The sequence below is a fragment of the Corallococcus aberystwythensis genome, from assembly GCF_003612165.1.
Classification (GTDB): Bacteria; Myxococcota; Myxococcia; order Myxococcales; family Myxococcaceae; genus Corallococcus; species Corallococcus aberystwythensis.
In genome coordinates, this window is record NZ_RAWK01000283.1 from 1 (window position 1) to 12,417 (window position 12,417).

A 12,417-nucleotide genomic window follows, 5' to 3' on the forward strand; every position below is an offset into this window, starting at 1 on the left:
ACCTCCGGCGGCGGGGCGGGGGGCGGCTCTGGCGTGCGCAGGAGGAAGAGGCCTGCTCCGGCCAGGAGGACCACCCCGGCGGCGATGCCCAGGGGCCAGCGCATGGAACGAACAGGGGACGGCGGACGGGGGGCGTTATCGCTGGGGGTCATGAGAGTGAGGACGCTGTGGAGGAGGGAAAGGGCTTACAGCTCGCCGGCGCGGGCCTGGTCTGCCAGACGGAAGGAGAACTCCGCCCGGCGGTTCTTCTCCGGGGCGCTCGCGTCCGCGGGCCGCTCTTCTCCGTACGAGATGACGGAGATGCGCCCGGGCTCGATGCCCAGGTTCACGAGATAGGCGCGCACGCTGGCGGCCCGGCGCTGGCCCAGCGCGACGTTGTATTCGGTCGTGCCCAGCTCGCAGGTGTGGCCCGCCACCGTCACCTTCGCGAGGCTCCGCTGACGCAGGGCCTGGGCAATGCGCGCCAGCTCGTCGGTGGACTCGGGCGGGAGGAGGGAGGAGTCGAGCGGGAAGTAGATGGGCGTGGCGTTGAGCGCCGCGAGCGCCTGCTCCGCGTCGTCATGCGCGGGCTGCTCCGCATGGCTGCCATCATTGACGGACGGGGCCGGCGGATGGGTTGCCGCGTCGGCCGTGCTCGTGTTGGCCGCGCGCCTGGCGCAACCGGTGAGGCCAATGACTGACATCAGGAGGAACAGGGGGGCTCGGTTCATGCCCTGATACATGAGCAAGGGCTGTGCCGCTGTCCTCCCGTCTGGCGCCGCGTGGGGTGCGGCGCAATGACTGGCAAAGCGCGTCGTCCTAGCGTTGCGAAACGCCGCTGTCGGTCCGCTCCCTGCGGTGGATGGTGGAGACATCAATCCCCAACAGCTCCGCCGCCCGCGTCTTGTTGCCTCCACAGCGGGCAACCACCCACGCGATGTATTCACCCTCCAGCTGTCGCAGCGGCACCACCTGCCCGTGGGCCGCGGCCAAGGGGTGGACCTCCGGCGCGGCGTCCGGGGTGTGCAGCTTCAGCTGGGCCAGGTCCACCGTGGGCTGCGCGCCCAGGACGACCAGCCGTTCCACCAGGTTCTCCAGCTCGCGCACGTTGCCGGGCCAGGGCATGCGCGTGAGCGTGGCCACGGCCTCGGGGGCCAGGGTGGTGACGGGGGAGCGCGGATTGCGGGCGCGGGCCTGCGCCACGAAGTGCTCGGCGAGCTTCGGGATGTCCTCCATGCGCTCGCGCAGTGGCGGCACGCGGAGCGAGACGACGTTGAGCCGGTAGAAGAGGTCCGCCCGGAAGCGGCCTTCCTTCACCCGCGCGTCCAGGTCCTGATGCGTGGCGGCCAGGATGCGCACGTCCACCCGGCGCGAGCCGTCCGCGCCCACCGCCCGCACCTCGCCGTCCTGGAGGACGCGCAAGAGCTTCGCCTGGAGCTCCGGGGGCATGTCCCCGATTTCGTCGAGGAAGAGCGTGCCCCCGTCCGCCTCCACGAAGAGGCCCCGGCGCGTGGTGGTGGCGCCGCTGAAGGCGCCCTTGATGTGGCCGAACAGCTCGCTCTCCAGCAGGGCGTGGGGCAGGGCGGTGCAGTTGACCGCCACGAAGGGCGCCTGGCTTCGGGGCCCTTCGGAGTGCAGCGCCCTGGCGACCAGCTCCTTGCCGCTGCCGCTCTCGCCCCGGATGAGCACCGGCGCGTCCGAGGACGCCACGCGGTCGATGAGCTCATAGAGCGTCCGCATGGGCCCGCTGTGGCCCAACAGCGCGCCCAGGCCGCTTCGCTGGGCCACCTGCCGCTTGAGGTCGCGGTGCTCGGCCCTCAGGCGCCGGGCCTCCAGCGCGCGGCCGACGTGGAGCAGCACCTCGTCCAGCCGGAAGGGCTTGGTGAGGTAGTGCCAGGCGCCGCGCTTCATCGCCTCCACGGCGCTCTCCACCGCGCCGAACGCGGTCATCAGGAGCACGGGCAGCTCCGGGTCGTGCCGGCGCGCCGCCGCGAGCACGTCCAGTCCGTCCACCTCCTCCATGCGCAGGTCGCACAGCACGACGTCGTAGACGCGGGCCTTGAGCTGGTGGATGGCGTCCGCGCCGCCCGTGGAGAGGTCCACGCGGTAGCCCGCGTCCGTGAGGGGCTCCTTCAACATCTGTCCCATCTCCTCGTGGTCATCCACCACGAGGATGCGCGCGCTAGACGGCATGTCGTTCCTCCCAGCCGGGGGCGGCGGCCACGGGCCACCGCAGCGTGACGACGGTGCCCCGGCCGGGCTCGCTGTCGACCTCCACCTGTCCACCGTGATTGCGGACGATCTGCGCCACCACGCTCAGTCCCAGGCCCGTGCCCTGGCCCCGCTTCTTGGTGGTGAAGAAGGGGTCGAACACCTGGTGCAGGTGCTCGGGCGCGATACCCCGGCCGTCGTCCTGGACGCGGATCTCCACGGCCTGGGTGTCTCCCGCCATGCACGCCGAGGCGCTCAGCCGCACGTGGCCTCCAGCGGTGCAGGCGTCACACGCGTTGAGGGCGAGGTTGAGGAGCACCTGCTGGAGCTGATCCGCGTCCGCCGCGAGGCTGGGCAGCTGCTCGGGCACGTCCAGTTCGAAGTGGACGTGCCGGCGCTCGGCCTCCACGTCGAGCAGCTCCTGGAGGCCCCGCACGACGGGCGCGAGGGGAACGACGCCGGCCCGGGCGGGCTGAAGGCGCGAGAGGTCCAGCAGCTGGCGGATGATGCGGCTCACCCGGTCTATCTGCGTGACGATGGCGTTGAGGCCGCGGCCCTGCGGGTGCTCCACGCCTCCGACCTTCTGGAGCATGTACTCGGCGTGGCCCCGGATGATGCCCAGCGGCGTGCCGATTTCATGGGCCACGCCCGCGGCGAGCACGCCCACCGTGGCCAGCTTCTCCGCTCGCAACAGCTGGTCCTCCAGCATGCGCACGTTGCTCAGGTCCTCCAGCACCAGCAGCGTGCTCACCTCGCCGTCGCCGTGCTCCAGCGGGACGGCGTGGACGTTGAACTGGTCCTTCTCGTTGAAGAGGCTGAGCGGTTCACCGTGCAGGCTGCGCACGGCGCCCTTGTCCCGCGCGGACAGCACCAGGGCGCCCAGCCGCTGCACCGCCGCCGCGGACGCGGTGGGGAAGGCCTCCGGGAGCGTGCTGCCCACGGCGGTGGCGGGGAGGCGCGCGCGCAGGGCCTGGTTCACCCCGCTGATGCGGCCTTCATGGCTCAGCGCCAGGATGCCCGTGGGGATGTGGTCGAGGATCTTCTGCGTCTTCTCATGCAGGTGCGCGAACCTCGCGGCGTGGCGCAGGCTCTCCCGGAGCGCCACGGCCCGGCGGTTGGCGAGCACCACGTAGGCCCCGAACGCCACCAGGACCACCGCGACGAGGAGCGCCGCCAGCGACAGGCGCAGGACCAGCGTGCGCTCGTGGGAGCGCAGGGCGCTGGTGGAGGAGAGCGTCGCCACGGACCAGGACGCCTCGCCGCGCATGCGCAGGGGCCGGAACGTGGCCACCGCGTCCGCGGGACCCATCCCCAGGCGCTGCGCCTCCACCTCGTTGAGCCGCAGCGTCCCGGACGCGCCCGCGCGCATCCGATCCACCATCGCGCGCAGCCCCGGCACGAGCGTGCCCGCGGGTTCGCCCAGGCGGCCGTGCCAGGACGCCAGGGCGGGATCGCTCATGGGCGCGGGCGTGCCGTGGGCGCCCAGCAGGAGCAACCGCGTGTTCTCATCCACCGTCACCATGCGCAGCGGCGCGAAGAGAGGCTCGGTGTCCACGAGGATGGCGACGGCGCCTCCGCCCCCGGGAGCGTCGGAGTCGATGCGGGTGGCGAAGACACGCATCCACCCGGAGGACGCGGCGCCTGCGATGGCGTACGACGGGATGACATGCCCCGCCGGGGCCGTGAGCGCCTGCCGCGCGGTGTCCGCGAGCGCCGGAGGATGGACGGCCTCCCTCGGCAGGTGGCGCGACTTGTGGTCCACCAGGAAGAGGCGCTCCTCGCCGTCCGGGCCCAGCACCGCGATGGCCCGGTACTGCCCCACGGCCTCCAGGAGCGCGCGCAGTTCGTTGTGATGGTCTCCGGCGGATCCGGGCTGGGCGAGCAGTTCGCTCGCGAAGCGCAGGTTGTCCCCCAGGTCCTCGAGCGAACGGGCGACGCCGCTGGCGGCCTCATCCAGTTGGGCCTGCCGGTCACGGCCGAACTGTTCCACGAGCGCCTGCCGGTCGCGCTGGATGAACCACACGGCTCCCCCCGCCACGCTGGCCAGGGCGACGAGCAGGAGGACGAGGGGAGCGAGGAGCCGGTTCATGGGTGGGGAAGGAGCCTGGACAACGCAAGGCCCGGGCCAGCCGTTCCCTCCTGGGGACCGCGCCTCCCACTCCTCCATCACCGCCGCAAATCACCACACCGGGGATGGCACTTTGCCGCGATAGTGGCCGCCCCCTTGAACGGAGCCAGAGCCCGAACATGAGCCAGAACCTCTACGACATCCCCCTCACCGGCATTGATGGAGCCCCCCGGACGCTCGGTCAGCACCAGGGCAAGGTCCTGCTGGTGGTGAACGTGGCCTCCAAGTGCGGCCTGACGCCCCAGTACGAAGGCTTGCAGAAGCTCTACGCGAGCCGGCAGGCCCAGGGCCTGGAGGTGCTGGGCTTCCCCGCGAACAACTTCCTGGGGCAGGAGCCGGGCTCCGAGGCGGAGATCCAGCAGTTCTGCACCCTGAAGTACGACGTGACCTTCCCGCTGTACGCGAAGATCTCCGTGGTGGGGCAGGACAAGCACCCGCTCTACCACGCGCTCACGAGCGCCATCCCGGAGGCCACGGGTGAGGGCTCCATGCGCGCGAGCCTCAAGGGCTACGGCATCGAGGCCAACCCCCAGCCGGAGGTGCAGTGGAACTTCGAGAAGTTCCTCATCGGCCGGGATGGCCGCGTCGCGGCCCGCTTCGCTCCGGACGTGACGGCGGAGGATCCGCGGCTCCTGCAGGCCATTGACGCGGAGCTGGCGAAGGGCGTCTGACGTCAGGTCTCCGGGACGGGAGGCGGTAGCCGTCCACCCGCGCGGTTGGCGGGGACGGCGATGTCGATCTTCCTGGGACGGGGCAGCTGGAGGTTGTTCATCACGTCGATGAACTCCTCGCGGCTCCTGCCCGCGAGCCGCGGGTTGTGCCGCTTCTCCTCGCCGATGCTCGTCGACGTGTGCCCGTGGTAGTCGTGCGCGGGATAGACGAGCGTCGCGTCCGGGAGCTGGAAGAGGACGCGGGTGATGGAGTCGTAGAGCTGGCTCGCGCTCCCGTTCTGGAAGTCGGTGCGGCCGTTGCCCCGCACCATCAGGGCATCTCCGGTGAAGACGCGGTCCCCCAGCAGGTAGCTCACGCTGTCGTCCGTGTGGCCCGGCGTGGCGAGCACCTGGAAGGCACATGGCCCGACGTGCACGGTGTCGCCGTGCCGCACCTGGAGGTCGGCGCACTCGGCCCCGCCTGCTCCGGCCACCACCTGACAGCCCGTGCGCTCCCGCAGCACGCCGGACGCGGTGACGTGGTCCGCGTGCACGTGCGTGTCGAAGACGTGGGAGAGGACCAGCCCCAGCTCCTCCATCAGCCGCAGGTCGCGGTCCACCTGCTCCAGCACCGGGTCGATGAGCACCGCCTGGCGCGTGGCCTCGTCACCCACGAGGTACGTGTAGGTCGAGGACTCGGAATCAAAGAGCTGGCGGAAGAGCATGTCGAAGCCTCCGGTTCGGGCCCGTGAAGTTTCCTCCGGAAGGCAGGCCCAAGGAAGGGATGTCCTCGGGTCAACGCCGGGTCGCCTTGGAGCGCAGTTGTCATGGGGCCCACCGGCACGCAGTCTCGCCGCGCTCACCACGGAGGTCGGCATGCCTGCTCCCACGCAGCACCATCGGGTGCTGATCATCGGCGGCGGCACCGCGGGCCTCACGGTCGCGGCGCGGCTGAAGCGCAAGGGCGTGCAGGGCGTCGCCGTCCTGGAGCCCTCCGCGGTGCACTACTACCAACCGCTGTGGACGCTGGTGGGCGCTGGCGCTGCGGACATCGCGGCTTCCGTGCGGCCGCAGGCGGACTACATCCCGAAGGGGACGCGGTGGATCCAGGACCGGGCGGAGGAGGTGGATCCCGTCGGGCAGCAGGTGCTCACGCGCGGTGGGGAGTGCCTGGCTTATGACTTCCTGGTGGTCGCTCCCGGCATCCAGCTGGACTGGGACCGGGTGCTGGGCCTGCGCGAGGCGCTGGAGACGCCCTTCGTGTCCAGCAACTACGACTTCCGGCTCGCGCCGAAGACGTGGGAGATGGTGCAGGCGTTCCAGGGCGGCACGGCCCTCTTCACGCACCCGGCCACGCCCGTGAAGTGCGCGGGGGCGCCGCAGAAGATCATGTACCTGGTGGCGGATCACCTGCGCCGGGGCGGGCTCACCGGGAAGTCGCGCGTCGTCTTCGGTTCGGGGGCCCGGACCCTCTTCGCGGTGCAGCCCTTCGCGCGGGTGCTGGAGGGCGTCGTGGACCGCTATGGCATCGAGACGCACTTCGGCCACGACCTGGTGGAGGTCCGCGCGGGCACCCGTGAGGCCGTCTTCTCGGTGACGCGCGACGGACGCCGGGAGCAGGTGACGCTGGGATACGACCTGCTGCACGTCACGCCTCCGCAGAGCGCGCCGGACTTCATCAAGCGTAGCGCGCTGGCCCACCAGGACGGCCCGAACGCGGGTTGGGTCAAGGCGCACAAACACACGCTTCAGCACCCCCACCATCCGAACGTCTTCGCCATTGGCGACGCGAGCGACCTGCCCACGTCCCGCACCGGGGCGGCCGTCCGGGCGGAGGCGCCGGTGCTCGTGGAGAACCTGGTGGCCGTGATGGAGGGGCGCGAGCCCACGGCCCGGTACGACGGCTATGCGTCCTGTCCGCTGGTGACGGGGTACGGGCGGATGCTGCTCGCGGAGTTCGACTACGAGGGCAAGCCCGCCCCGAGCCTTCCGTTCATCAACACCCTGGTGGAGCGCCGCGACCTGTGGCTGCTCAAGAAGTACGGGCTGCCGCACCTGTACTGGGACTGGATGCTCCGTGGGCGCGCGTGAACACTGAAGAAAGTGACGGCTCGACGGAGGGGCCCGCTCGTGCGAGCGTCCCGGTCGTGACTGCCTACGACAAGATCTTCGAGAACAACCAGCGCTGGGCGGAGGAGCAACGCCGCGCGGATCCGGACTACTTCACCAAGCTGTCGCTGTCGCAGCAGCCGGACTTCCTCTACATCGGGTGTTCGGACAGCCGCGTGCCCGCCAACCAGATCATGGGCCTGGCGCCCGGTGACGTGTTCGTGCACCGCAACGTCGCCAACCTGGTGAACAACGTCGACCTCAACGTGATGTCGGTCATCAACTACGCCGTCCAGCAACTGGACGTGAAGCACATCATCGTCTGCGGCCACTATGGCTGCGGCGGCGTGCGCGCGGCGATGCAGCCCAAGGACCTGGGCATCCTCAACCCCTGGCTGCGCAACATCCGCGACGTGTACCGCTTCCACAAGCAGGAGCTGGCCGGCATCGCGGATGAGACGAAGCGCTACGAGCGGTTGGTGGAGCTCAACGTCCTGGAGCAGAGCATCAACATCATCAAGACGGCCGCCGTGCAGAAGTCCTACCTGGCGCGAGGCTTCCCCATCGTGCATTCGTGGGTGTTCGACCTGCGCAACGGCATCATCCAGGACCTGAAGCTGGACTTCGTCCAGACGCTCCACAACATCCAGGAGGTCTACGACCTCACGAAGGAGTGAGCGACCTGGACTCCCCGGCCGCATGCGCTTCTTCCTGACCCTTCCGGACGGACGTTCCTTCGCGCTGGAGAAGCCGGTGGTGTCCGTGGGCTCCGAGCCCGCGTGCGACGTCGTCCTCTCCGCGCCCGGCGTGAAGGGCAGCCATGCCCTGCTGTTTCGCGACGCGCGCGGGTGGACGGTGTCCGCCGCCGGTCCGGATTGCGACGTGCGGGTTCGCGGCAAGCGGGTGGAGCTGTCGCCCCTGGAGCCGGGGGCTTCCTTCAGCCTGGGCAAGGCCTCGCTCACGCTGACGGCTTCCGAGGCCCCGGCCGGGTTGGCGCCTTCCGCGACGCCTTCACGCCTGCTGGGCGTGCTGACGGACTTCGCTTCGCGGCTGCTCGTGCAGCGCCCCGCGTCGGAGCTGCTGGAGGCCGCGCTGCGAGGCATCGCGGACGTCACCTCCGCGGACGTGGGCTTCCTGGTGTCGGTGGACGGGGACCGGCGGCAGGTGCTGGGCGCCACCGGCTCCGTGCCGGCCTCGATGGTGGTGGACAGTCTGGTGGATCAGGTCGTGGGCTCGGGGGCTCCGGTGCTGGTGCCTGACGTCGCTGCGGAGGCGGCGCTCGCGGGGGCCCCCAGCGTCCTGGCCCTGCGGCTGACCTCCGCGCTCGTGCTTCCGCTTCGCGCGGCCTCCGCGCCGCTGTGCGCCGTGTACCTGGGACGGCGATTGGGCAGCCCTCCGTTCTCTCCTCGTGAGCTGGAGGAGGCCATGGCGCTGTCGTCGCTCGCGGCGCTGCTGCTGGCGACGTCGCGAGAGCTGACCGAGCTGCGCGTCCAGGTGGACAGCCTCACGCAGCGCATCGCCGCGGCCACGTTCGAAGGGCTCATCGGTGAGTCTCCTGTCATGCGGAACCTCTACCGGCAGGTGGAGCGGCTGGGGCCTACGTCCCTTCACGTCCTCATCCAGGGAGAGACGGGCACGGGCAAGGAGGAGGTGGCCCGCGCGCTCCACCGGCGGAGTGGCCGGCGGGGACGGCTGGTGGCCATCAACTGCGCGGCGCTTCCGGAGTCCCTCATCGAGCGCGAGCTGTTCGGCCACGTGCGCGGAGCGTTCTCCGGCGCGACCTCCGACCGCGCGGGCCTGGTGGAGGCCGCGGACGGGGGCACGCTGTTCCTGGATGAGATTGGAGACATGCCGGTGTCGCTCCAGTCCCGCCTGCTGCGCGTCGTCCAGGAGCATGAGGTGACACGCCTGGGCGAACACCGTCCCCGCAAGGTCGACATGCGCGTCATCGCCGCCACGCACCAGCCCCTGAAGGAACTGGTCGCCCGGGGCGCCTTCCGCGAGGACCTCCTCTTCCGGTTGGACGAGGTGCGCCTGGAGGTGCCCGCGCTGCGCGAGCGCGGTGAGGACGTGCTGCTCATCGCGCACCACGTCCTGAAGCAGGAGGGGGCTCGCGCGCGGGGCTTCACGCAGAAGGCGGCGGAGGCCCTGCGCGGTCATCCCTTCCCGGGCAACGTCCGCGAGCTCGTGTCCCGGGTGCGGCGCGCGGCCATCCTGGCTTCAGGGGAGCTCATTGGCGTCGAGGACCTGGACCTGGCCGCGGACACGGCGCCGCTGGTGCCACTGGATGAGGCGCGGGATGCCTTCGTGCTGCGCTATGTGCGCGAGGCCATTGCCCGCAGTGGGGGCAGTAAAAAGGAAGCGGCCCGGGCCCTGGGCATTGGCCTGCGCTCCGTGTTCCGCTACCTGGGGGAAGAGGACTGAGCGCATGCGCTGCGTGTTCCCGTTGCTCGTCGTGCTTGGGGGCCTGCTCGTGGGCCCGGGGTGCCCGCTCGACATCCAGGTCCGCGAGGAACTGGACGCGGGTTGTTCTGGGGACTCCTGCGCGCTCCCGTGTGCCGCCGACCGGGAGTGTCCAGCGGGACAGCGCTGCAACGACTTCTACGAGGAGTGCGAGCCCGGCCCACGCCTCACCGAGCCCTGTTCAAACAACATCAGTTGCTTCGGAATCGCGCGCTGCGAGGACGGACGCTGCGCGCGGCGCTGTTCCGTGCAGGACTGTCCCCTGGGCTACCAGTGCTCGCCGGGACCGGAGTTCCTGTGCGTCGAGACGTGCGAGGGCCTGACTCCCGAGACCCTGGGGAGGTTTTGCGCGTCCTCGATGGAGTGCACCCGCTGCGGCTTCTGCGCCGACTCGGTAGGTGGGAAGAAGTGCCACCAACCCTGCCGGTCGGATGCGGAGTGCCCCGATGCCCGGCCCGGGGTGTGTGTCCTGATCCCCGGATCCACCCTTCGCGTGTGCCAGCAGTGACGGAGCCCTGGGGTTTGCTCGCGCGGATCGCGCTTCCTAGACTGCGCGCGCGATGACGGGCGAACTGCTGGCCGGCCGCTACCAGTTGGAGCAGGAGTTGGGGCGGGGTGGGATGGCGACGGTCTTCCTCGCCCGCGACCTCCGGCTGTCCCGCCGCGTGGCGGTGAAGGTGCTGCACCCGGGCATGGAGGCCCGCTTCACCGAGCGCTTCCGCCAGGAGGCGGAGGTGGTGGCCTCGCTCCAGCACCCCAACGTGCTGGCGGTGCATGACTTTGGCGAGGACGCCGTGCGCGGTCCGTTCCTCGTCTGTGAGTGGGTGCAGGGCGAGAACCTGCGCGAGTTGGCGCGGCGCCTGGCCCCCGTGCCGCCCGAAGCCGTCGCGCTCCTGGGCTGGGAGCTGGCCCGCGGGCTGGAAGCGGCGCATGCGCGCGGCGTGGTGCACCGGGACGTCAAGCCGGAGAACGTGCTCGTGGCGCGCGGGGGGCCGCTGAAGCTCGCGGACTTCGGCATCGCCGCGCTGGCGGATGGGGCCCGGCTGACGAGCACCGGCGCCGTCATCGGCTCGCTGGCGTACATGGCTCCCGAGCGCATCGACACCGGGGCGTGGTCTCCGGCGTCGGATGTCTACGCCGTGGGCGTCGTGCTGTTCGAGCTGTGCGCGGGCACGACGCCACACGCCGGGGAGGGCAGTGCCCGGCTGGCGGTCTCGGTGATGACGCGTGATGCGCCACCGTTGCTGGAGGCGGCTCCGGGCACTCCGGCGCCGCTGGGCGCGCTGGTCGCACGGTGCCTTGCCCGCGATGCGCGTGACCGGCCCGCGGATGGCTCGGCGCTGGTCCAGGAGCTGGAGGCGATCCTGCGGCCGTGGGTCGGTGCTCCCTCTGAAGCATCGCGGGCCTTCCTCCAGGCCCCGGAGGCTTCCGCGGCCCGCTGGCGCGAGGACGGGTTCCAGCGGCTGCTGGGCGAAGGCCGCGCGCTGCTCACGGCGGGACAGGGAGCCCAGGCCGCCCGGTGCCTCAACGCCGCGCTGGCGCTCCAGCCCGGGGCTCCCGAGGTGCTGGCGCTCCTGCGCTCGCGCCCCACGCGCGTGTGGCCTGGGCGGAGGAGGGGGCTCGTGGCGGGTGTGGTGCTCGCGGGAGCGCTGGGGAGTCTGGGAACGTGGGGATGGCTTTCGCGTGAGCGCGCGGGGGGCGCCGGAACCTCGACAGCGTCCCCGGTCCCAGCTTCGCCTCCCAGTACAGGATTGGATGCAACGGTGCCGGCCTCCGTGCCTTCCACGACCGCCGCGGATACCAACGCGGCGGTGGATGCTTCCGCCGCTCCCCTGGCAACCGCGGGCCTTGGTACAACGGCGGATGCCTCGGTGCCTCCTCCTCCTGACACCCGTTCGGGGACCCAGGCAGCGGCCGGCACTCCGGCTCGGGACGCTCGCCCTGACACGCGGAGCAAGCTGTCTCGGGCGGCTTCGGCTTCGCTGGCCCCTGCATCCCGGACTGCTTCGCAGCCGCAAATGGTCCCGGAGCCCAGCACGCCGGAGCTGCCCGTGCGCGTGCCGGACGCCCAGGACTTCGCGACGCTCACGGTGGTGACGCGCCCCTGGGCCGAGGTGTTCGTGGACGGCCAGAGCCGGGGCTACACGCCTCGGCTGCGCGAGGTGCGGCTGGCGCCTGGAGCGCACCGGATCCGCTTCGACAACCCCCTGTGCGAACCCGTCGAGCAGGTGCTCGAAGTGGCCGCAGGCGAAACCGTCTCCCGTGAGGTCTCCCTCCGGGTGCGCCACGCGGAGGTCACCATCGTCGCGCCCGCGGCGTCGCGCGTCTTCGTTGACGGCCTGGAGGTGGGCGTGGCCCCGCTGCCCAACCCCGTGAAGCTCACGCACGGCGGGCATCTCGTGTCCGCCCGGGACGCCCGTGGCAACGTGCTCAGGCAAGCGCTCGACGCGGTGGCGGGGACGCGCGCCACGGTCGTGCTGGAGGCCTCGCCTTGAAGACCGCCATCGTGGCCCTGGTGCTCGCGGCGTCCCCCTCGCTGGGCCCCGCCCGCGAGGCCTACCAGTCCGGCGACCTGCCCAGGGCCCGGACCGCGCTGGAGGGCCTGCTCCAGCCCTTGCGGCTCTCCGACCCCCGGGAGGAGTCCGAGGCACACCTGCTGCTCGCCGCGACGCTCCACGCCCAGGAGGACCTGGCCCGCGCGGAGCAGGAGACCGTGGAGGGGCTCGCGCTGGACCGCGACGCGAAGCTGGACCCCCTGGTGTACCCGCCGGACTTCATCGCCTTCGTCGAGCGGGTGAGCGTCCAGCGGCAAGACCGCATCGCCCGCCGCGCCGCCCAGCGCCGTCCGCCCGTGCTCCTGCCCCGGCCCTCCAGCGC

At 71.4% G+C, this 12,417-nt stretch carries 9 protein-coding genes and 1 pseudogene; 6 read left to right on the forward strand and 4 right to left on the reverse strand.

Translation table 11 applies throughout. The annotated features are described in order from the left end of the window. Nucleotides 1–185: 185 nt before the first annotated feature. The 3 genes from D7W81_RS34035 to D7W81_RS34045 form a co-directional block, all read right to left on the reverse strand. Complete coding sequence (locus D7W81_RS34035; RefSeq protein WP_120559572.1) at nt 186–710, reverse strand: OmpA family protein; 525 nt, start codon at nt 708–710, stop codon at nt 186–188. A gap of 88 nt (nt 711–798) precedes the next feature. Then, nucleotides 799–2,172: a sigma-54-dependent transcriptional regulator gene (locus D7W81_RS34040; RefSeq protein WP_120559563.1), complete on the reverse strand. Its 1,374-nt coding sequence runs from the start codon at nt 2,170–2,172 to the stop codon at nt 799–801. Next, nucleotides 2,162–4,279 (reverse strand): two-component system sensor histidine kinase NtrB, encoded by a 2,118-nt coding sequence (locus D7W81_RS34045; protein WP_120559564.1) that lies wholly within the window; start codon nt 4,277–4,279, stop codon nt 2,162–2,164. The genes D7W81_RS34040 and D7W81_RS34045 overlap by 11 nt, the downstream gene beginning before the upstream one ends. Before the next feature lie 158 nt (nt 4,280–4,437). Here D7W81_RS34045 and D7W81_RS34050 point away from each other — a divergent pair, with 158 nt between their 5' ends. Beyond that, nucleotides 4,438–4,989, forward strand: coding sequence for a glutathione peroxidase (locus tag D7W81_RS34050; RefSeq protein ID WP_120559565.1), 552 nt, complete (start codon nt 4,438–4,440; stop codon nt 4,987–4,989). Between the two features lie 2 nt (nt 4,990–4,991). Here D7W81_RS34050 and D7W81_RS34055 read toward each other — a convergent pair whose 3' ends face one another. Then, entirely contained in the window at nt 4,992–5,693 is a 702-nt protein-coding gene (locus D7W81_RS34055) for an MBL fold metallo-hydrolase (RefSeq protein WP_120559566.1), read from the reverse strand. 151 nt (nt 5,694–5,844) lie between these two features. Here D7W81_RS34055 and D7W81_RS34060 point away from each other — a divergent pair, with 151 nt between their 5' ends. From D7W81_RS34060 to D7W81_RS34085, 5 genes and pseudogenes are all read left to right on the forward strand, one after another. Then, nucleotides 5,845–7,059, forward strand: coding sequence for an NAD(P)/FAD-dependent oxidoreductase (locus D7W81_RS34060; RefSeq protein ID WP_120559567.1), 1,215 nt, complete (start codon nt 5,845–5,847; stop codon nt 7,057–7,059). Then, nucleotides 7,056–7,754, forward strand: a complete 699-nt coding sequence (locus D7W81_RS34065; protein ID WP_208721574.1) for a carbonic anhydrase — start codon at nt 7,056–7,058, stop codon at nt 7,752–7,754. Before D7W81_RS34060 ends, D7W81_RS34065 begins: the two co-directional genes overlap by 4 nt. 22 nt (nt 7,755–7,776) lie before the next feature. Continuing rightward, nucleotides 7,777–9,501, forward strand: coding sequence for a sigma 54-interacting transcriptional regulator (locus tag D7W81_RS34070; protein WP_120559569.1), 1,725 nt, complete (start codon nt 7,777–7,779; stop codon nt 9,499–9,501). A 599-nt stretch (nt 9,502–10,100) separates the two neighbouring features. Beyond that, the gene (locus D7W81_RS34080) at nt 10,101–12,035 is read left to right on the forward strand and encodes a serine/threonine-protein kinase (protein WP_120559571.1); all 1,935 of its coding nucleotides are present in this window, start codon (nt 10,101–10,103) and stop codon (nt 12,033–12,035) included. Continuing rightward, nucleotides 12,032–12,417, forward strand: a pseudogene (locus tag D7W81_RS34085) (hypothetical protein); the annotation flags it as partial. The gene D7W81_RS34080 and the pseudogene D7W81_RS34085, both read left to right, overlap by 4 nt.